Source organism: Pseudomonas sp. KH_024_B2 (assembly GCF_057839965.1).
In genome coordinates this window covers 4,745,267-4,766,200 of record NZ_CM174502.1, presented here as the reverse complement: position 1 = coordinate 4,766,200, position 20,934 = coordinate 4,745,267, and the positions used below count along the sequence as shown (strand labels likewise).

Genomic DNA, 20,934 nt, shown 5'->3' with positions numbered 1-20,934 from the left:
TGATAGTCGACCACGAATTCAGTGTGGGTAAACCGTGAGCGTCTCTTTAAGCCGTCTCGAGCGTCAGCTCGGATACACCTTCAAGGATCAGGAACTGATGGTCCTGGCCCTGACTCACCGCAGTTTTGCCGGACGCAACAACGAACGTCTGGAATTCCTCGGTGATGCCATTCTCAACTTCGTCGCCGGTGAAGCCTTGTTCGATCGCTTCCCGCTCGCCCGCGAAGGCCAGCTATCGCGTTTACGCGCACGGCTGGTGAAAGGCGAAACCCTGGCCGTACTGGCTCGCGGTTTCGATCTGGGCGAGTACCTGCGCCTGGGCTCCGGCGAGTTGAAGAGCGGCGGTTTTCGTCGCGAGTCGATCCTCGCCGATGCCCTGGAAGCGCTGATTGGCGCCATCTACCTGGATGCAGGCATGGACATGGCGCGCGAACGCGTGCTGGCCTGGCTGGCGTCCGAGTTCGAAGGCCTGACGCTGGTCGACACCAACAAAGATCCAAAGACCCGACTGCAAGAATTCCTGCAGTCGCGTGCCTGCGACCTGCCGCGTTACGAAGTGGTAGATATCCAGGGTGAGCCGCATTGCCGGACGTTCTTCGTCGAATGCGAAATCACCTTATTGAATGAAAAAAGCCGAGGTCAGGGTGTGAGTCGTCGTATTGCCGAACAGGTAGCGGCCGCTGCAGCTCTGATTGCCCTGGGCGTGGAGAATGGCCATGACTGATTCAACTGCAACTCGCTGTGGCTATGTCGCCATCGTCGGCCGCCCCAACGTGGGCAAATCCACGCTGCTGAACCATATTCTCGGGCAAAAGCTGGCGATCACTTCGCGCAAGCCGCAGACCACCCGCCACAACATGCTCGGGATCAAGACCGAAGGCACCGTTCAGGCGGTCTACGTCGACACCCCCGGTATGCACAAAGGCGGCGAGAAAGCGCTCAATCGTTACATGAACAAGACCGCTTCGGCGGCGTTGAAAGACGTCGACGTGGTGATCTTCGTGGTTGACCGCACCAAGTGGACCGACGAAGACCAGATGGTCCTCGAGCGCGTTCAGTACGTTCAAGGCCCGGTCATCGTGGCGTTGAACAAGACCGACCGTATCGAAGACAAAGCCGAGCTGATGCCGCACCTGAGCTGGTTGCAAGAGCAGCTGCCCAACGCGCAGATCATGCCGATTTCGGCGCAGCACGGTCACAACCTCGAAGCCCTGGAACGGGTGATCGCCGGGCACTTGCCGGAAAACGATCACTTCTTCCCGGAAGACCAGATCACCGACCGCAGCAGCCGCTTCCTCGCTGCGGAGCTGGTGCGCGAAAAAATCATGCGCCAGATGGGCGCTGAATTGCCGTACCAGATCACCGTGGAAATCGAAGAGTTCAAGCAGCAGGGCAAAACCCTGCATATCCATGCCTTGATCCTTGTCGAGCGCGACGGTCAGAAGAAAATCATCATTGGCGAGAAGGGCGAGCGGATCAAACGCATCGGCACCGAGGCGCGCAAGGATATGGAGCTGCTGTTCGACTCCAAAATCATGCTCAACCTGTGGGTCAAGGTCAAAGGCGGCTGGTCCGACGACGAGCGCGCCCTGCGTTCGCTGGGTTATGGCGACCTGTAATCACTTGGCACCGCGACGCGGCATTCGCGGGCAAGCCCGCTCCCACAAGGACAGTGTGATCCCTGTGGGAGCGGGCTTGCCCGCGAAGACGGGCTGAAAGTCACCTAAGGTTTTCAGGGTTCAAGAAACTATGTCGCCCACCGCACCAACCGCCCAACCCGCCTACGTACTGCACAGCCGGGCGTACCGCGAAAGCAGCGCGCTGGTGGACTTCCTTACGCCTCAAGGGCGGCTGCGGGCGGTATTGCGTAGCGCGCGGGGCAAGGCCGGGACCCTGGCTCGACCGTTCGTGGCACTGGAAGTTGAATTCCGTGGTCGCGGTGAGCTGAAGAACGTCGGGCGGATGGAAAGTGCTGGCGTTTCAAATTGGCTCAACGGTGAGGCGCTGTTCAGCGGTCTCTATCTGAACGAACTGTTGATTCGCTTGTTACCTGCCGAAGTTCCCCACCCAGCGGTTTTCGATCATTACGCCGCAACCCTGCTCGCCCTCGCTGAAGGCCGCCCGCTTGAGCCGTTGCTGCGGGCGTTCGAATGGCGGCTGCTGGATGATCTCGGTTACGGCTTCGCGCTGGACACCGATATTCATGGCGACCCCATCGCGGCGGACGGCATGTATCGCTTGCAGGTCGACGCCGGGCTTGAGCGGGTCTACTTGCTGCAGCCCGGTTTGTTCAACGGCATCGAGTTGCTGGCCATGGCTGAAGCCGACTGGACTGCTCCTGGCGCTCTCTCCGCCGCCAAGCGCCTGATGCGCCAGGCATTGGCCGTGCACCTGGGCGGTCGGCCATTGGTCAGTCGCGAGTTGTTTCGCAAGCCGTAGTCTCCCTGTGTCCGGTCTCGGAAATACGTTCGAATTTTGACGAGTGGCTCTCGAAGTCAGGCTAGGCGCCGCGACGAGTCATAGCCCGCTATGGCGAGGAGCGGCAACGCAGCGTGGCTGCGAGAGACGCCGTCAAAAGCGAACAGTTATTTTCGTGACCGGACACTATATGCTGTGCGCCGAATCTTCATTTATTTCAGGAGCGCTTCCGTGACCACCAGCAATCGCATTCTTCTTGGCGTGAACATCGACCACGTTGCCACTCTGCGCCAGGCCCGGGGCACTCGTTATCCTGATCCGGTCAAGGCAGCGCTGGACGCGGAAGAGGCGGGCGCTGACGGGATCACCGTGCATTTGCGTGAAGACCGTCGCCACATTCAGGAACGCGATGTGTTGTTGCTCAAGGATGTGCTGCAAACCCGCATGAACTTCGAAATGGGTGTCACCGAAGAGATGATGGCGTTTGCCGAGCGCATTCGCCCGGCGCATATCTGCCTGGTCCCGGAAACCCGTCAGGAGCTGACCACCGAAGGCGGTCTGGATGTGGCGGGGCAGGAAGCGCGGATCAAGGCTGCGGTAGAGCGGCTGGCCAAAATCGGCTGTGAGGTCTCGCTGTTCATCGACGCCGATGAACAGCAGATCGAGGCGTCCAGGCGGGTTGGCGCACCGGCGATCGAGCTGCACACCGGCCGTTACGCCGATGCGCAGACGCCGACCGAAGTCGCAGAAGAGTTGCAGCGAGTGGCTGATGGCGTGGCCTGCGGTCTGGCTCAGGGCTTGATCGTCAACGCCGGTCACGGCCTGCACTACCACAACGTCGAAGCCGTCGCGGCGATCAAAGGCATCAATGAATTGAACATCGGCCATGCGCTGGTGGCCCATGCGCTGTTCGTCGGCTTCAAGTCGGCGGTGTCGGAGATGAAGGCGTTGATTCTGGCGGCTGCAGCAAAGGCGTAATAATTAAGTTCTTTGGATAAATGCAAATCTAGTAATGAAATGGCTACCCCCGCCGCCCCTTGCGATCGCCCACTAAGCTTTCGCAGGGGGCTCATCGGAGACCGTTGCCATGAACAAAGTAGCTATTGCCGCCATCGACCTGGGAAAACACACCTTTCATCTGCATGCGCAAGATGATCGTGGTCATGAGCTTTACCGCAAAAAGTTTAACCGAGTGGCGCTCATTCAACACCTGGCGAACCTCGAACCCTGCACCATCGTGATGGAAGCCTGTGGCGGAGCCCACTTCATGGTGCAGGAGGTGGCAAAGCTGGGACATACGCCCAAGCTCATTGCCCCTCATCTCGTGCGTCCTTACGTGAAAAGCAACAAGAACGACTTCGCTGATGCCGAGGCAATCTGCGAGGCGGCGACTCGTCCAACGATGCGCTTTGTGCACCCCAAAACCCCAGCTCAGCAGGCGCTGGCCATGCTCAACTCGACACGCGATTCGTTCATCGAAGACCGCACCGCTACCGTCAACCGGATTCACGCCGCCCTTCTGGAGGTGGGCGTCAGCCTGGCCCCAGGCTTCAAATCCATCAAAGAGCTTCCGGCGCTGCTGGAGGCGAGTTCACTTTCTGAACGCTTCAAAAAAATTCTGATGAAGCTGCATAAGCACTTCAACTATCTGGATGAGCAGGTCAAGGAACAGGACAAGGACGTGGAGTGCCAGGCCGCTGAAGCTGATCTGGCGACTCGTTTGATGACCATGCCCTGTGTCGGTCCGATCACCTCCACCGTCCTGGCTGCCGAGTTGGGCGATGGCAAACAGTTCAAATGCGGTCGAGGCTATTCGGCCTCGATCGGGCTGGTGCCCAAACAGCATTCCACCGGCGACAAGACCGTACTGTTGGGCATCAGCAAGCGCGGTGATCGGAACCAGCGGCGCCTGCTGATCCAGTGCGCCCGTGTTTACTTGATACAGCTGGACCGACAGAAAGGCCGGCTGGCGGACTGGGTCCGGCAGCTATTGGCCCGCCATCACTCCAACCATGTGGTCTGCGCGCTGGCCAACAAGCTGGCGAGGATCGCCTGGGCGATTGCGGCCCACCACACTGAATTCGATGCAGGGCCAACCGCGATGAACGCCTGACCCTGCTGTCACCCGAGCACCACCCACCTGGTTTTGCGATGCTGGATAACAGATGACGTGAACGGCAAACCGGCCTGACGACAACCCTGAGCTCCCACACGGCTGAAAGGCCGTTCTAGTAATTAGGATCGTCGGGCATCGATTCTCATCGAGGCGCGGGGCCACAGCCCCACTCAGACGCCGGATAGATGAAAGCAAGCCAAACACCCATCAAAAACAGTATTGCAGAAAAGGGGGTAACCATAGATGTGGGAGCGAGCTTGCTCGCGAAGGCGGTGTCACAGTCGACAGAGATGTTGAATGTTGAACCGCTTTCGCGAGCAAGCTCGCTCCCACATTTGATCTCGGTTAGCCAGATTAAAGCGGCGGGGTTTCTTCAGTCGGCTTGGTCTTGTCCACGCCCGGTACATGCAGGCTGCCTTCAGCCACCTGATTGCCTTCGAGCTGCGGCTGCGTGACCCAGGTCAGGATGTCGTAGTAACGACGGATGTTGGCGACAAAATGCACGGGCTCACCGCCACGGGCATAGCCATAGCGGGTCTTGCTGTACCACTGCTTCTGCGACAGACGCGGCAGCATTTTCTTCACATCGAGCCACTTGTTCGGATTCAGGCCTTCTTTCTCGGCCAGTTTGCGCGCGTCATCGAGATGGCCGCTGCCGACGTTGTAGGCTGCCAGTGCAAACCAGGTGCGATCCGGTTCCAGGATCTTGTCGTCCAGCTGATCTTTCGTGTATGCCAGGTACTTGGCACCGCCGCTGATGCTTTGCTTGGGGTCCAGACGATTGGACACGCCCATGGCCTGGGCGGTGTTCTGCGTCAGCATCATCAAGCCGCGAACACCGGTCTTGGACGTGACTGCCGCTTGCCACAACGACTCTTGATAACCAATGGCGGCGAGCAGGCGCCAGTCGACTTTCTCTTCCTTGGCCGACGCCTTGAAGTGCTTCTCGTACTTGGGCAGCCGTTGCTGCAAATGCTGGGCAAAGGTGTAGGCGCCGACATAGCCGAGTACGTCCACATGCCCGTAATAGCGGTCTTTCAGGCGTTGCAAGGTGCCGTTCTTCTGCACCTTGTCGAGGAAGGCGTTGATCTCGTTAAGCAGACTGTTGTCAACGCCCGCGGCAACCGCCCAACTCTGGTTACTGGCATCGCCCAGGTCGAAGGCGACCCGTACTTTGGGGAAGTAGACTTGATTCATCGCTACTTCGTTGGAGTCGACCAGCGTCAGATCGATCTGGCCTTCATCGACCATGCGCAGCAGATCGACGACTTCAACGGCGTCGGACTCTTCGTATTCAATAGCAGGGTATTTCAGTTTCAGATCCGCCAACTGCTCGGCGTGGGTGCTGCCCTTGAGCACCATGATGTGCTTGCCCACCAGATCGGCTGCGTTGGTCGGGCGGGACTGGCCGTTGCGGTAGATGATCTGCGGAGTGACTTCCAGGTACTTGTGGGAAAACCTGACTTGTTTCTTGCGTTTTTCGCTGCTGATCAGGCCGGCAGCTGCCAACACCGGGCCGTTGGGTTTGCCGATCTGAGCGAAAAGATCGTCGAGGTTGTCGGCGGTTTCGATCTTCAGCTCGACACCCAAATCGTCGGCGAAACGTTTCACCAGCTCGTATTCGAAGCCGGTTTCGCCGTTGCGATCCTGAAAGTAGGTGGCGGGGCTGTTACGGGTGACCACCCGCAGCACGCCATCCTCCTTTACGCGCTCGAGTGTGCTGGGTTTATCAACACAGGCACCAAGCATCAGGAAGAGTCCGGTTGCGATGAGCCATTTGGCAAAGCGCGGACGGAAAGCCGTTTGGGAAAACATCTGCGCAGTATACGCAAAGGACCACGGCCGCCATATCTCGACAGCGAAGGGCATGTCTGTTAGTGAGTGGGGAAACCGACTAAAGGCCTCAAGAACAGGCGCTGTGGCGCGAATGTAGGGGTGAAAATAACCCTTCGCACCCGCCTTGATACCCATAGGTTACAGGCCCTGAACCGCGGGCCGACGTTCGGCCAAAGTCTGGCGTGCCGTTTCGGGTGCCGTCGCGGGCGGTTTAGGCTAGAATGCACGGCCTCAAAGCATTCCCTTCCCGAGGCTGTCCCGAAGATGTTGATCCTGCGCGGCGCTCCTGCCCTTTCTGCCTTTCGCCACAGCAAACTTCTTGAGCAACTGAGCCGATGCGTTCCGGCTGTCAGTGGCTTGTATGCTGAATTCGCTCACTTCGCCGAAGTTAACGGCGTCCTGACTGGCGACGAACAGCAGGTGCTCGCGCGCCTTCTGAAGTACGGCCCAAGCGTGCCGGTACAAGAGCCGACCGGCCGACTGTTTCTGGTGTTGCCGCGGTTCGGCACCATCTCTCCATGGTCGAGCAAGGCCAGCGATATCGCCCGTAACTGTGGCCTGGCGAAAATCCAGCGCCTGGAACGCGGTATCGCCTTCTACGTCGCCGGTGAATTCACCGACGCGCAGGCACAGCTTGTTGCTGATGCGCTGCACGACCGCATGACCCAGATCGTGCTGGAAAACCTCGAGCAGGCGGCTGGCCTGTTCAGTCACTCCGAGCCCAAGCCGCTCACCGCAATCGACGTGTTGGGTGGCGGTCGCGCCGCGCTGGAAAAAGCCAACGTCGAACTGGGCCTGGCCCTGGCCGAAGACGAGATCGATTACCTGGTCAACGCTTTCGTTGGTTTGAAGCGCAACCCGCATGACATCGAACTGATGATGTTCGCCCAGGCGAACTCCGAGCACTGCCGTCACAAGATCTTCAACGCCAGTTGGGACATCGACGGTCAGAGCCAGGAAAAAAGCCTGTTCGGCATGATCAAGAACACCTACGTGATGCACAGCGAGGGCGTTCTGTCGGCTTATAAGGACAACGCTTCGGTGATCGTCGGCAACGTCGCCGGCCGTTTCTTCCCGGACCCTGAAACCCGCCAGTACGGCGCGGTGCAGGAACCGGTGCACATCTTGATGAAAGTCGAAACCCACAACCACCCGACCGCGATTGCCCCGTTCCCCGGCGCATCCACCGGTTCCGGCGGCGAGATTCGTGACGAAGGCGCCACCGGTCGCGGTGCCAAGCCCAAGGCTGGCCTGACCGGTTTCACTGTGTCCAACCTGCAAATCCCGGGCTTCGAACAACCGTGGGAAGTGCCGTACGGCAAACCAGAGCGCATCGTTACCGCGCTGGACATCATGATCGAAGGCCCATTGGGCGGCGCTGCATTCAACAACGAATTCGGCCGTCCGGCGCTGACCGGTTACTTCCGTACCTTCGAGCAATCCATCACCACTCCGCGTGGTGAAGAAGTGCGTGGTTACCACAAGCCAATCATGTTGGCTGGCGGCATGGGCAACATCCGCGAAGAACACGTACAGAAAGGCGAAATCCTCGTTGGCTCCAAGCTGATCGTGCTCGGCGGCCCGGCGATGCTGATCGGCCTGGGCGGCGGTGCGGCTTCCTCCATGGCCACCGGCACCAGCTCGGCGGACCTGGACTTCGCTTCGGTACAGCGCGAAAACCCGGAAATGGAACGCCGCTGCCAGGAAGTCATCGACCGTTGCTGGCAGTTGGGTGAACACAACCCGATCAGCTTTATCCACGACGTGGGTGCGGGCGGTCTGTCCAACGCCTTCCCGGAACTGGTCAACGACGGCGACCGTGGTGGCCGTTTCGAACTGCGCAACATTCCAAACGACGAGCCGGGCATGGCCCCGCACGAAATCTGGAGTAACGAATCCCAGGAACGCTACGTACTGGCGGTCGGTCCGGCCGACTTCGAGCGTTTCAAAGCGATCTGCGAACGTGAACGCTGCCCGTTCGCCGTCGTCGGCGAAGCCACTGCCGAGCCGCAACTGACGGTCACCGACAGCCACTTCGGCAACAGCCCGGTGGACATGCCGCTCGAAGTGCTGCTGGGCAAAGCCCCGCGTATGCACCGTTCGGCCGTTCGCGAAAGCGAGCTGGGCGATGACTTCGACCCGAGCGCCCTGGAAATCGCTGAATGCGTCGAACGCGTTCTGCATCACCCGGCCGTGGCCAGCAAAAGCTTCCTGATCACCATCGGTGACCGGACCATTACCGGCCTGGTCGCTCGTGATCAGATGGTCGGTCCGTGGCAGGTTCCGGTGGCTGACGTCGCCGTGACCGCCACCAGTTTCGACGTCTACACCGGCGAAGCCATGGCCATGGGCGAGCGTACTCCGCTGGCACTGCTGGATGCTCCGGCCTCCGGTCGCATGGCCATCGGCGAAACCCTGACCAACATCGCCGCTTCGCGCATCGGCAAAATCTCCGACATCAAACTGTCGGCCAACTGGATGTCCGCTGCCGGCCACCCAGGCGAAGATGCTCGTTTGTACGACACGGTCAAAGCCGTTGGCATGGAGTTGTGCCCGGAGTTGGGCATCACCATCCCGGTCGGTAAAGACTCGATGTCGATGGCCACTCGCTGGAGCGAAGAGGGCGTTGATAAGAGCGTGACCTCGCCGCTGTCGTTGATCGTGACCGGTTTTGCGCCAGTGACTGACATCCGTCAGACCCTGACGCCGCAACTGCGCATGGACAAAGGCACCACCGACCTGATCCTGATCGATCTGGGCCGTGGCCAGAACCGCATGGGCGCCTCGATCCTCGCGCAGGTTCACGGCAAGCTCGGTAAACAGGCTCCGGACGTCGATGACCCGGAAGACCTGAAGGCCTTCTTCGCAGTGATCCAGGGCCTCAACGCCGATGGTCATCTGCTGGCTTACCACGACCGTTCCGACGGTGGTCTGCTGACCAGTGCGGTGGAAATGGCCTTCGCCGGCCACTGTGGTCTGAGCCTGAACCTCGACGGTCTGGCGGAAACCTCGGCAGACATCGCGGCGATTCTGTTCAACGAAGAGCTGGGTGCTGTGATCCAGGTTCGTCAGGACGCCACCCCGGACATCCTCGCGCAGTTCAGTGCTGCCGGTCTTGGCGACTGCGTCTCGGTCATCGGCCAGCCGCTCAACAACGGCGAAATCAGCATCAGCTTCAATGGCGAGACCGTGTTCAACGGTCAGCGTCGTTTGCTGCAACGTCAGTGGGCTGAAACCAGCTACCAGATCCAGCGTCTGCGCGACAACGTGGAATGCGCCGAGCAAGAGTTCGACGTGCTGCTGGAAGAAGACAACCCGGGCCTGAGCGTCAAGCTCAGCTTCGATGTGAACCAGGACGTCGCTGCGCCGTACATCAAGAAAGGCATTCGTCCTCAGGTGGCGGTACTGCGTGAGCAGGGCGTCAACGGTCAGGTGGAAATGGCCGCGGCGTTCGACCGTGCCGGCTTCAACGCGATCGACGTGCACATGAGCGACATCCTTGCCGGTCGTGTCGACCTGAACGAGTTCAAAGGTCTGGTGGCTTGCGGCGGTTTCTCCTACGGCGACGTTCTCGGTGCCGGTGAAGGCTGGGCCAAGTCGGCACTGTTCAACAGCCGCGCACGGGATGCCTTCCAGGGCTTCTTCGAGCGTAACGACAGCTTCACCCTCGGTGTGTGCAACGGTTGCCAGATGATGTCCAACCTGCACGAACTGATCCCGGGCAGCGAGTTCTGGCCGCACTTCGTGCGTAACCGTTCCGAACAGTTCGAAGCCCGTGTAGCGATGGTTCAGGTGCAGGAGTCGAATTCGATCTTCCTGCAAGGCATGGCCGGTTCGCGCATGCCGATCGCCATCGCCCACGGTGAAGGCCATGCCGAATTCGAAAGCGAAGAGGCACTGCTCGAAGCCGATCTGTCCGGTTGCGTGGCCATGCGTTTCGTCGACAACCATGGCAAGGTCACTGAAAACTACCCGGCCAACCCGAACGGTTCGCCGCGCGGGATCACCGGGCTGACCAGCCGCGACGGTCGCGTGACCATCATGATGCCGCACCCTGAGCGGGTGTTCCGTGCCGTGCAGAACTCCTGGCGCTCGGAAGACTGGAACGAAGACGCGCCATGGATGCGCATGTTCCGTAACGCGCGCGTTTGGGTTAACTAAAAGCCGTGTACAAGCTCAGCTTTTTTGTTCCCGACAGTCATGTCGAAGTGGTCAAAAGCGCCGTATTCGCCGCCGGTGGCGGACGGATCGGCGCCTATGATCATTGCGCGTGGCAGGTGCTGGGGCTTGGTCAGTTTCGGCCACTGGACGGCAGTCAGCCGTTCATTGGTGAAGCGGGGCAGGTCGAGCGGGTTGAGGAGTGGAAGGTTGAGTTGGTGGTGGCTGATGAGCTGATTGTCGCTGTAGTGGCGGCGCTCAAGCTAAGCCATCCCTATGAAACACCGGCTTATGAAGTGTGGCGTCTGGAAGATTTCTGATCTGATCGGTGCCACATGAAAAACCCGCTGACCTTTACTGGTTCAGCGGGTTTTTTGTTGTGTGTGGGTATGCCAATCAACTATGGGGCCGGCTTGCCCGCGGCCGGACAGCCGACCTGCTCTCGCGGATGTACACCGATCACCCATACCTGGCTGGCAATGGGTCATTAACTGATCAAAAAACACTCAGCGCTCCGCAGGCTATACGCAGCGGCGCCTGCAGAACCTTCCACTCAGGTTATCCACAGGCAGTTCCACAGGCATTGTGGGTAACGCGCCCACATCTCAGTGACAGCCTGATGACTCCCAGACCCGTTGTGCGCTGTGATGGAGGATGCCATGGCGTCGCGCCAGCGCTTTGCGGTCTTTGCTGTAACCGCCGCCGATCACCCCGACCACCGGGATGTCGCGGCCCAGACAGTGGTGCAGTACGCTTTCATCGCGGGCGGCGACGCCTTGGTCGGTGAGCTTCAGGTAGCCCAGCGCGTCATCCTTATGCACATCCACACCGGCGTCATACAGCACCAGGTCTGGCTGGTAGAGCGGCAGCAGGTAGTTCAACGCATCGTCGACCACTTTCAGGTAGTCCGTATCGCCCATGCCCATGGGCAACGGGATATCCCAATCGCTTTGGGCTTTGCGTGCCGGAAAATTCTTTTCGCAATGCAGGGAAACGGTCACTGCATCCGGGGTGTCTTCCAGGATGCGTGCAGTCCCGTCACCTTGATGCACATCGCAATTGAAGATCAGTACCCGACCCACCCGGCCGCTTTCCAGCAGATATCGGCTGATCACCGCCAGGTCATTGAAAATACAGAATCCCGCCGGATGGTCGTAATGGGCGTGATGGGTGCCGCCGGCCAGATGGCAGGCCAGTCCATGCTCCAGCGCTTGCTCGGCGGCCAGCAGCGAACCGCCGACCGCGCGCACGGTGCGCCGGGCCAGTGCTTCGCTCCAGGGCAGACCAAGACGCCGTTGGTCTTCGCGGGACAACTCGCCGCCCATATAGCGTTCGATATACCCAGGGTCATGGGCGAGGGCGAGAATGTCCGGCGGGCACAGCTGCGGGCGCAATAGCTCGGGGTCGCGGGTCAGGCCGCTGTCCACCAGGTGATCGCGCAGCAGGCGAAATTTGTCCATGGGGAAGCGATGTTCCGCCGGAAACTCGGGGCTGTAGTCTTCGTGGTAGATCAGCGGCAGGGGCATGGCAGATTTATCTAGGAAGGCATGTAGGAATGAGTGAAGGATCCTACCAGCGATGTAGACTTGTGGCATGGAAACGGAGGGGCACGATGGAGCCGATACTGGAACTCGAGAGCGCGCGGCTGCTGTTGCGTCAGTGGAGCGATGACGATTTGCCGGAATTTGCGGCCATGTGTGCCGATCCACAAGTCATGCGTTATTTTCCCGCACCCTTGAGTCGACTGGAAAGCGCCGCATTGATCGGGCGAATACGCGGCCATTTTGCCGAGTATGGCTTCGGCCTGTGGGCGCTGGAGCGTAAGGACACCGGTGACTTTATTGGCCTGACCGGCCTGCTGCATGTCGGTTTCGACGCAGCATTCACACCGGCGGTGGAAATCGGCTGGCGTCTGGCTCGCGAGCATTGGGGCTTGGGCTACGCCAGTGAAGCGGCCTGGACCGCTCTGCGTTGCGGCTTTGACCGCTTGGCGCTGAAGGAGGTCGTGGCGTTTACTCCCTTGACCAATCTGCCGTCGCAGAAAGTCATGCAGGCGATCGGCATGCAGTACGACCCTGCGCACGACTTCGAGCATCCCAGGCTCGGCAGCGATGATCCGCTGCGCCATCATGTGCTGTACCGCATCACTCGTGAACAATGGCTGGAAACCTTGCATGGCTAAGCCTGCCTGGACGTTTACAATGGGTCCATTGTTGGCCCGGGCCAAAAACCGAATCGACCGCCGCAGCCAAGACTGCGCGGCATTGCTCTGTGTGAGGAGAGTCTGAATGAGCCACGTGTTGGAAGATCTGGTCGACCTGCTGACCCTGGAACCGATCGAAGAAAATCTCTTTCGCGGTCGTAGCCAGGACCTGGGTTTTCGCCAGTTGTTCGGCGGCCAGGTACTCGGTCAATCGTTGTCGGCGGCCAGCCAGACCGTCGAAGAAGCGCGTCATGTGCATTCGATGCATGGCTATTTTCTGCGCCCCGGCGATGCCGCTTTGCCGGTGGTCTATCAGGTCGATCGGGTGCGCGATGGCGGTAGCTTCAGTACCCGTCGCGTCACGGCGATCCAGAAGGGCAATCCGATCTTCACCTGCAGCGCATCGTTCCAGTATGACGAAGAAGGTTTCGAGCATCAGCTTCAGATGCCGCAAGTGGTCGGCCCGGAGAATCTGCCGTCGGAACTGGAAATCGCCCAGCAACAGGCACACCTGATCCCGGAGCACATGCGCGAAAAGCTGCTGTGCCCCAAGCCGATCGAAGTGCGCCCGGTGACGGAAAAAGACCCCTACAACCCGCAACCCGCCGACCCGATCAAGTACGTGTGGTTCCGTGCCGACGGCGCCTTGGCCGACTCGCCGGCGCTGCACAAATACCTGCTGGCGTACGCTTCGGACTTCGGTTTGCTGACTACCTCGATGCTGCCCCATGGCAAATCGGTCTGGCAGAAAGACATGCAAGTCGCCAGCCTCGACCATGCCTTGTGGTTCCACGGCGACTTGCGCGCCGATGATTGGCTGCTGTACGCGATGGACAGCCCGTGGGCCGGCAATTCCCGTGGTTTTTCCCGAGGCAGCGTGTTCAATCGCGCCGGGCAATTGGTAGCGTCGGTCACTCAGGAAGGCTTGATTCGTCACCGCAAGGATTGGGCATGAGTCTCTCCGAGGTTCGGTACTGGGTGTTCGACATGGACGGCACGCTGACGATCGCCGTGCATGACTTCGTGGCGATTCGCGAGGCGCTGGCGATCCCCGCGGAACACGACATCCTGACCCACCTCGCTGCGCTGCCGGCCGATGAAGCCGCGGCCAAACACGCTTGGCTGCTTGAGCATGAGCGGGATCTGGCGCTGGGTTCGAAACCGGCGCCGGGAGCGGTGGAACTGGTGCGTGAGTTGGCCGGGCGGGGTTATCGCCTGGGCATCCTCACACGCAACGCTCGCGAACTGGCGCATGTCACGCTCGAGGCGATCGGTCTGGCCGACTGCTTCGCGGTGGAGGATGTGCTGGGCCGCGATGAAGCCCCGCCAAAACCTCATCCGGGTGGTTTGCTGAAACTGGCGCAAGCCTGGAATGTGACGGCGAGCGAGATGGTAATGGTCGGTGATTATCGCTTTGACCTGGATTGCGGTCGGGCGGCTGGCGCACGGACCGTGCTGGTCAATTTGCCGGATAATCCGTGGCCGGAATTGACGGATTGGCATGCGCAGGATTGTTTGGCATTGCGGCAGATGTTGTCTGCTTGAGGTCCATTCGCGGGCAAGCCCGCTCCCACGGGAGAATACGGTTACCTGTGGGAGCGGCGGTGCGGCGATCCGACTTGCCCGCGAAGGCGTCAGGTCAGGCAATACCATCTCGACTATCGAAATAACGCCTTCTGCCCCTCAGGCGAGGTAAACATCCCGTCCCCATCATGCCCAACCCCGGGCACTTCGATCAGTTGCTGATTCAACCCTTGAGGATGGCGCCGCTTCAGATAGACATAATATTTGTGCCCGCGGATCAATCGATTAGCGCCTTGGGCCTGGGCTTCACAACTTTTATCCAGCGCCGGATGATTCGGCTCGATGTCCTGCTGCCCCAGTAAATAAACGATGTCACGCTTGACGTAGTTTTCCTCCAGTTGTTTGGGTGTTTGCCCACCGGCATAGGCGGGCAAGTCCTTCAGCCCATACTTCCAGCGATTGAAATCCGGACAACCGGCGTGTTTGAAAGCCACCGGCCGTTGCTCATTGAAATACGCATACGACGAGGGATTGGCGATCACGTAGCGCACCTGCACGCCAGCCGTCTTGAGGGCTGGCTGATCCTGGCTCAACAATGCATAACGCTGAACCACCTGAGCGCCGTCGGCGTGACCGGCAATGACGACTTCCTTCACGTCCGGAAACTGTTGTCGATCACCCAGTCGGGCGATGATTTCGTCGATAACCGTGTAGGAACTCATAGAATTTTGACCTGTGGATAAGCCTCCGGCCATCCAGTCATTGCCCTTCCAGTACAACAGGTTGTCCGTCAGTTGATGGCGAACGATATCGGTTTCATTGAGAAACTGTGGGACGATCACCAGAGTGGTGGTGTTTTGCCCGGCCTGCCTGGCCGCGTATTCAGCGCTCTGCAGGTAGGTTTCAGCATTGCGTGAAGGACCATGAATAATGATCAGCATGCGTTCGATTTTCGCCGGCGACGGGCCTACGGCCACTGCCATCTCGCCGGCTTTCAACTGCAAGCGCCCGGGGCTGATCGACTCAGCCCCTTGCTCGGCAGCCTGGGTGCCGGCGCAGGTGATCAGTAAAGCCAGCAGCCACTTACGCATTACAGGCTCCCCGCGGCGAAGGTGTCGCACTGGTCGATCTGACCTTTAGCAAAACCGGCCTTGAACCAACGGACCCGTTGCGCCGAAGTGCCGTGAGTGAAGGAGTCCGGCACCACGTGGCCCCGGCCCTGCTGTTGCAAACGGTCGTCACCGATGGCGTTGGCCGCGTTCAGCGCTTCTTCGATGTCACCCGGCTCCAGCCAGTTCAGGCGTTTTTGCGCAATGTGCGCCCAGACACCGGCCAGGCAGTCGGCCTGCAACTCCTGACGCACCAACAGACCACCGTCGCCCTCCATCTGCCGACCCTGTTGCCGAGCAGTCTGGATTTTGGCGGAAACCCCGAGCAAGGTTTGCACGTGGTGACCAATTTCGTGAGCGATCACATAGGCCTGAGCGAAGTCGCCGGCAGCGGAGAAGCGCTGGGACATCTCCTGGAAGAAACTCATGTCCAGATAAACCTTTTGGTCCGCCGGGCAATAAAAAGGGCCGGTGGCGGAGGTGGCAAAACCGCAGGCGGAATTCACGCCGTTGCTGAAGAGGATTAGCGTCGGGTCCTGATACTGGCGTCCGGCCTGCTGGAAAATCTGAGCCCAGGTGTCCTCGGTGTCACCGAGGATGGAGCGGACGAATTCCGCCTGCTCATCGTTGGCCGGCGGCGCCTTGCGCGTCTGTTGGGTGGAGGGTGCCGATTGCTCGGTCATCTGACCGGTCAGTTGCCCGAGAATCTGCAGCGGATCCTGTCCGGTCAACCAGCCAATGCCGACAATCAGCACAATGGCTGTCAGACTCAGGCCCTTGCCACCACCGAAACGCATCCCACCGCCGCCAACGCCAGTATCGTCACCGCGAGCATCCACCACGTTGTCGCTGCGTCGACCTTTTTTCCATAGCATGTGGGAATTCTCTTTTGGTTTGCTGATGAGTGTTGCTGGTCAGTGGGGTTGGCGCCAGTCCAGTCGTCAGACCACGCCGAGCGACAAAGGTTAGATGCCTGCTGCATTTCAGCGTCACGAGCGGGAGGTTTCGCCCGCCCGTGGTGGTCTTACAGGTCAGCGGCGAAGGTATCGCACAGGCTGATCCGGCCTTCGGCAAAACCGGTCTGGAACCATTGCGCACGCTGGGCCGAGGTGCCATGGCTGAACGTCTCTGGCGACTGGGCGCGGTTCGGGTTGCGCCGGGCATAGTCGTCACCGAACACTGCCGCAGCATGCAGCGCCTCTTCGATATCTCCGGGCTCCAGCCAGTTCAGACGCTGCTGCGCGTGATGGGCCCAGACACCCGCCAGGCAATCGGCCTGCAGCTCTGAGCGAACTTCCAGGCCATTCGCCCCCGCCACCGGCTGATCGGCGTCCAGCGCATCGTCCAGGGCTTGTGTCAGACCGAGCACCGTTTGCACGTGATGCCCGACTTCGTGGGCGATCACATAGGCCTGGGCGAAGTCGCCGACCACTGCATAGCGCTGCGCCATCTCACGGAAAAACTTCAGATCCAGATACAGCTGCTGGTCCTCGGGGCAATAGAAGGGGCCGCTGGCGGACCTGGCAAAACCACAACCGGAGACCACCCCGTTATCGAACAGGGTCAGGGTCGGTTCCGGGTAGCGTTTACCCAGTTGCTCGAATATCGGGTTCCAGGTGTCTTCGGTATCACCCAGCACCGCTTCGACAAACGCCAGTCGGGGATCTTCGGCGACGGACGCGTCTATGGCTGGCGAGTCGAGTACTTCGATGGGGACGGGCTCCAGTCGAACCTGGTCGACCGGCGGGTCGACACCGGCATACAGGCCGATACCCGCCAGGGCGAAGGCGCCGAGCCCCAGCCCCAGCTTGTTACCAGTCAATGTGCGCGTTTGCCGGCCATCGCGCGCATCCACCACATTGGCACTGCGTCTTGCTTTGTTCCATAACATTGATCGTGCTCTCCATAGCGTGATCGGCGGTAATCGCCTGTCTTTATAGATAGCTCGGTTGACGTTGAAAGAACGCGCAATTGTGTAAACGCACGTAAGGCTATTTCATTCCGGAACACAGTTCCAGGTTTCGTATTTGGTACGTTGTCTTCTAGAATCAGGCAAATTTCGTCTGGACCCCAACCATGGCCGGCAGTCAAATCGAACGTGTTTTCAGCGTTCTGGAAAGTCTCACCAGTGACTCGCGAGGCCTGCCGATGCAGACTCTGGCGGAGCAACTGGACATCCCGAAAAGCGCCACCCACCGTCTGCTCGCCGAGCTGATTCGCTTGGGTTACGTGCGGCAGAATCCGGACACTCTGCGTTATCACCTGTCGACCAAACTGGTCGCCATGGGCTTTCGTTACCTGTCCAGCAGCGGTGCGGATATCGTTCAACCGGTGCTCGATCGCCTGGCTCAGGAAACCGGCGAGCTGGTGCGTCTGGGGGTGATCGAGAGCGAGCGCCAGACCTGGATCGCCAAGTCTCAGGGCGCCCGTTCCGGCCTGCGCTACGACCCGGACATGGGCCGTGAAGCGCCACTGTTCTACACCGCCTCCGGGCATGCCTGGCTGGCTTGCCTGAGCGACGCCGAGGCCTTGTCGCTGGTTGAACGGCAAGCTGCGGACGTACCGCTGGAGCCGGGCCCGAATGCGCCGCGTTCCAATATCGAACTGCTCGAGCGTTTGCGTCTGGCTCGTGAACTGGGTTATGCCTGGGTCGAGGAAAGTTCGGCGGTCGGCACTTCGGCCATTGCCGCGGTGGTGCGTCATCCGGTGGATGGGCGGGTGATCGGTGTGCTCAGTGTGGCCGGGCCGAGTGCGCGGCTGCCGCAAACCAGGCTGCATGAGCTGGCGCCGCTGTTGTTGAGGTTTGCGGATGAGTTGTCGGCGGCGAGTCAGGCGTCGGAACTCTTTAGCTGAACCTTTCGGGTTGACTCACGTCCCTACGGGGATTTCGTAGAGCATTCCATAATCTGTGCGCTGTTCGCACAGCTTTTTATTTCTCTATTGATTGAAACTGGAACCGGGTTCTAAATAATTAGAGCTCAGCTTTCTCTCAGAGAACCCCATGACCCTCAGCACACCCCTTTCCGGCGTCAATCAACCCTTCAAGGGCATTCTGTTGGTCGTCGTGGCAACCTTTCTGTTTTCCAGTCATGACGCCTTGTCCAAATACCTCTCTGGTTTCTATCCGGTGATGATGGTGGTCTGGGCCCGCTATGTGGTGCACACCTTGCTGATGGCCGGGATTTTCCTGCCGCAGTCCGGCCTGCGGGTGCTGCGCAGCAAACGGCCGCTGCTGCAGTTGTTGCGGGCGCTGTGTCTGCTCAGTACCAGTCTGTTGTTCACCACGGGCTTGTTGTTTATCCCGTTGGCCGAAGCGACTGCGGTCAATTTTCTTGCGCCGGTGCTGGTCACGGCACTATCGGTGCCGTTGCTCGGCGAGCACGTTACCCGTGGCCAATGGCTGGCGGTGATCTGCGGTTTTATCGGAGTGCTGGTTATCGTTCACCCTGGCGGCGAACTGTTCACCCCTGCGGTGCTGTTGCCATTCTGCTCGGCGCTGTTTTTCTGCTTCTATCAATTGCTCACGCGCAAACTCAGCGAGTTCGACAGCCCGACTACCAGTAATTTTTTTGCCGGCCTGTGCAACACCTTGGTGATGAGTGCGTTGGTACCATTCTTCTGGCAAGTACCGAGCTTTGCTCACGGTTTGCTGATGGTGGCGTTGGGGGCGTGTGGCATGACCGCGCATTTGTTTCTGACCCAGGCGTTCCGCCACGCCGCACCGGCGTTGCTGGCGCCGTTTGGTTACTGCCAGATTGTCTTCGCCGGTTTGCTGGGCTGGCTGCTGTTTTCCCATACACCGACCCTGACCACGGTGTTCGGCATCGGGGTGATTTGTCTCAGCGGTCTGGCCGCGGTCTGGCAGCAGCGACGTCAGTGAGTGATAAACGCGGGGGGGAGAGAGATGTGCAGGCCTGGAGCCAGGCCTGCACGAGGGTGGATCAGTTTTCGACTTTCGGGATCTTGCGCGGTGCCATGAAGTACAGCCAGATCAGCGCGATGAAGTACATCGCCGGGATCATGGTGAACAGCACGGTGTAGTTGTTATGGGTGGTGGTGAGGACGTAGCCCACCAGTTGCGTCATGAACATCCCGCCGACGGCCGCGCACATGCCGCCGAAGCCAAACACCGTACTCATCATGTGCTTGGGCGTGTAGTCCATCACCAGGCTCCAGATGTTCGCAGTCCAGGCCTGGTGCGCACCGATGGCCAGGGAAATCGCCCCGACCGCTACCCACAGATGGCTGGAACCGGCGGCGAACACCACACCAATGATGCAGCAGGCGAACAGCGCCATGGATATCAGCCGCGCCTTGATTGGCGCCATCCCGCGACCGATCAGGAACGACGACAGAATGCCGCCGCCGACGCTGCCGAAGTCTGCGGTCAGGTAGATGATGATCAACGGAATGCCCATTTGGGTGACGCTGATACCCAGGTTGTATTGCTGATTCAAGAACGGCGGCAGCCAGTACAGGTAGAACCAGAACACCGGCGCGGTGATCGAATAAGCCAGGGCGAAGGCCCAGGTGCCACGCATCCGCAGGATCCGCGAGAAGGGCACGGGGGTTTGTTCCGGTTCGACTTCGTTATGGATGTAGTCCAGTTCGGATTGTTTTACCGACGGGTGATCTTCCGGGTTGAAGTATTTCAGACCCCAGAACGTCAGCCAGATCGCGCCCAGTGCCGCCATGCAGAGGAACGCGGCTTGCCAGCCCCAAACCTGCAGCACCAATGGCAACAGCATCGGGGTAAACATGGCGCCAACGTTGGTGCCGGCGTTGAAAATGCCGGTCGCTACTGCGCGCTCGCCAGCCGGGAACCACAGCCGGGTAGTCTTCACGCAGGCCGGGTAGTTGGCCGCTTCAGTCAGCCCCAGGATGAATCGGCAAACCATGAAACCGACTGCAGACGTCGCCAGGCCATGAGCGCCAGTGGCCAGACTCCAGAGCAGCACGGCGAAGAAAAACACCCGTTTCACGCCGATCCTGTCGATCAACCGTCCTTGCAGAACGAAGCCGACGGCGTAACCGACCTGGAACCAGAAGTTGATGTTGGCGTAGTCCATCGCCGTCCAGCTCATTTCCTTGGCCAGGATCGGTTGCATCACGCCCAGTGCGGCGCGGTCGATGTAGTTCAGCGTGGTGGCGAAAAACACCAGTGCCAGCATGCCCCAGCGGGTCTTGCCGACGGCCATGGCTCCGCGAATCTTGTCACCTATGCCGCCTCTGGCGACGCCCAGGTCTGGGGTTATGCGTGAGCTTTGAGAAGGAATCATGTGGGTACCCGATTTTTGAAATTTTTATGGTGTGTACTGGGTCTTGGGTAACTGAGGCCTGCGTTCACAGGTGCCTCAATATGGTGTCGATGGTGCGCAGTGAGCAAAAAATCGTCAATTCGCCAACGGCCATTGTGTTCGATAATCGCCCGAAAAACTAACTAGTTCGTACACTTTGAATTGCTGTATGGAATCGCCAGACCAATAATTGGCGCACCAAAGCGAACTCTGACCCATGAGCGCGGGCTTGCCCTGATGCTGGTCAGTTAAGGCGGTCAAGAGTCAGATACA

General features: G+C 59.7%; 18 protein-coding genes. 12 read left to right on the top strand and 6 right to left on the bottom strand.

All coding sequences use genetic code 11. The features are described from left to right. Window positions 1–34 precede the first annotated feature (34 nt). The 5 genes from rnc to AC3I0A_RS22190 all read left to right on the top strand — a co-directional run bounded on the left by rnc (window position 35) and on the right by AC3I0A_RS22190 (window position 4,531). A complete protein-coding gene (gene rnc, locus AC3I0A_RS22210; protein WP_150801957.1) occupies window positions 35–724 on the top strand; it encodes a ribonuclease III in 690 nt (229 codons plus the stop codon). Next, window positions 717–1,619 (top strand): GTPase Era, encoded by a 903-nt coding sequence (era, locus tag AC3I0A_RS22205; RefSeq protein WP_489374702.1) that lies wholly within the window; start codon window positions 717–719, stop codon window positions 1,617–1,619. Before rnc ends, era begins: the two co-directional genes overlap by 8 nt. Window positions 1,620–1,749: 130 nt before the next feature. Further along, window positions 1,750–2,439, top strand: a complete 690-nt coding sequence (gene recO, locus AC3I0A_RS22200; RefSeq protein WP_489374700.1) for a DNA repair protein RecO — start codon at window positions 1,750–1,752, stop codon at window positions 2,437–2,439. Between the two features lie 210 nt (window positions 2,440–2,649). Continuing rightward, complete coding sequence (gene pdxJ / locus AC3I0A_RS22195; RefSeq protein WP_489374698.1) at window positions 2,650–3,396, top strand: pyridoxine 5'-phosphate synthase; 747 nt, start codon at window positions 2,650–2,652, stop codon at window positions 3,394–3,396. 109 nt (window positions 3,397–3,505) lie between these two features. Continuing rightward, window positions 3,506–4,531: an IS110 family RNA-guided transposase gene (locus AC3I0A_RS22190; protein ID WP_489374696.1), complete on the top strand. Its 1,026-nt coding sequence runs from the start codon at window positions 3,506–3,508 to the stop codon at window positions 4,529–4,531. A gap of 357 nt (window positions 4,532–4,888) precedes the next feature. Here AC3I0A_RS22190 and mltF read toward each other — a convergent pair whose 3' ends face one another. Further along, the gene (gene mltF, locus AC3I0A_RS22185) at window positions 4,889–6,349 is read right to left on the bottom strand and encodes a membrane-bound lytic murein transglycosylase MltF (RefSeq protein WP_489374694.1); all 1,461 of its coding nucleotides are present in this window, start codon (window positions 6,347–6,349) and stop codon (window positions 4,889–4,891) included. A gap of 285 nt (window positions 6,350–6,634) precedes the next feature. On the opposite strand from mltF, the gene purL reads away from it, so the two are divergent. Continuing rightward, window positions 6,635–10,531, top strand: a complete 3,897-nt coding sequence (purL, locus tag AC3I0A_RS22180; protein ID WP_489374692.1) for a phosphoribosylformylglycinamidine synthase — start codon at window positions 6,635–6,637, stop codon at window positions 10,529–10,531. 5 nt (window positions 10,532–10,536) lie between these two features. Next, the gene (locus AC3I0A_RS22175; RefSeq protein WP_489374690.1) at window positions 10,537–10,848 is read left to right on the top strand and encodes an NGG1p interacting factor NIF3; all 312 of its coding nucleotides are present in this window, start codon (window positions 10,537–10,539) and stop codon (window positions 10,846–10,848) included. A gap of 285 nt (window positions 10,849–11,133) precedes the next feature. On the opposite strand, the gene AC3I0A_RS22170 is transcribed toward AC3I0A_RS22175, so the two are convergent. Beyond that, window positions 11,134–12,054, bottom strand: a complete 921-nt coding sequence (locus AC3I0A_RS22170) for a histone deacetylase family protein (RefSeq protein WP_489374688.1) — start codon at window positions 12,052–12,054, stop codon at window positions 11,134–11,136. Between the two features lie 86 nt (window positions 12,055–12,140). Between AC3I0A_RS22170 and AC3I0A_RS22165 the strand changes: the two genes are divergently transcribed. The 3 genes from AC3I0A_RS22165 to AC3I0A_RS22155 all read left to right on the top strand — a co-directional run bounded on the left by AC3I0A_RS22165 (window position 12,141) and on the right by AC3I0A_RS22155 (window position 14,276). Continuing rightward, window positions 12,141–12,710 carry a GNAT family N-acetyltransferase gene (locus tag AC3I0A_RS22165; RefSeq protein ID WP_489374686.1) on the top strand — a complete coding sequence of 190 codons (570 nt, stop codon included), beginning with the start codon at window positions 12,141–12,143 and terminating at the stop codon, window positions 12,708–12,710. A 106-nt stretch (window positions 12,711–12,816) separates the two neighbouring features. Continuing rightward, window positions 12,817–13,686 carry an acyl-CoA thioesterase II gene (gene tesB, locus AC3I0A_RS22160; protein ID WP_489374684.1) on the top strand — a complete coding sequence of 290 codons (870 nt, stop codon included), beginning with the start codon at window positions 12,817–12,819 and terminating at the stop codon, window positions 13,684–13,686. Next, window positions 13,683–14,276 (top strand): HAD family hydrolase, encoded by a 594-nt coding sequence (locus AC3I0A_RS22155; protein WP_489374682.1) that lies wholly within the window; start codon window positions 13,683–13,685, stop codon window positions 14,274–14,276. Before tesB ends, AC3I0A_RS22155 begins: the two co-directional genes overlap by 4 nt. 113 nt (window positions 14,277–14,389) lie before the next feature. On the opposite strand, the gene AC3I0A_RS22150 is transcribed toward AC3I0A_RS22155, so the two are convergent. The 3 genes from AC3I0A_RS22150 to ypfJ (AC3I0A_RS22140) form a co-directional block, all read right to left on the bottom strand. Beyond that, window positions 14,390–15,346, bottom strand: a complete 957-nt coding sequence (locus tag AC3I0A_RS22150) for an alpha/beta hydrolase (protein WP_489374680.1) — start codon at window positions 15,344–15,346, stop codon at window positions 14,390–14,392. Then, on the bottom strand, window positions 15,346–16,239 hold the full coding sequence (ypfJ, locus tag AC3I0A_RS22145; protein WP_489374678.1) for a KPN_02809 family neutral zinc metallopeptidase: 894 nt from the start codon (window positions 16,237–16,239) through the stop codon (window positions 15,346–15,348). The genes AC3I0A_RS22150 and ypfJ (AC3I0A_RS22145) overlap by 1 nt, the downstream gene beginning before the upstream one ends. Window positions 16,240–16,388: 149 nt before the next feature. Then, entirely contained in the window at window positions 16,389–17,255 is an 867-nt protein-coding gene (gene ypfJ, locus AC3I0A_RS22140) for a KPN_02809 family neutral zinc metallopeptidase (RefSeq protein WP_489374676.1), read from the bottom strand. Between the two features lie 185 nt (window positions 17,256–17,440). Between ypfJ (AC3I0A_RS22140) and AC3I0A_RS22135 the strand changes: the two genes are divergently transcribed. Then, on the top strand, window positions 17,441–18,217 hold the full coding sequence (locus AC3I0A_RS22135) for an IclR family transcriptional regulator (protein ID WP_489374674.1): 777 nt from the start codon (window positions 17,441–17,443) through the stop codon (window positions 18,215–18,217). Between the two features lie 148 nt (window positions 18,218–18,365). Then, window positions 18,366–19,244 carry a DMT family transporter gene (locus AC3I0A_RS22130; protein WP_489374672.1) on the top strand — a complete coding sequence of 293 codons (879 nt, stop codon included), beginning with the start codon at window positions 18,366–18,368 and terminating at the stop codon, window positions 19,242–19,244. A gap of 61 nt (window positions 19,245–19,305) precedes the next feature. On the opposite strand, the gene AC3I0A_RS22125 is transcribed toward AC3I0A_RS22130, so the two are convergent. Beyond that, a complete protein-coding gene (locus tag AC3I0A_RS22125) occupies window positions 19,306–20,643 on the bottom strand; it encodes an MFS transporter (RefSeq protein ID WP_489374670.1) in 1,338 nt (445 codons plus the stop codon). Between the last annotated feature and the right edge of the window lie 291 nt (window positions 20,644–20,934).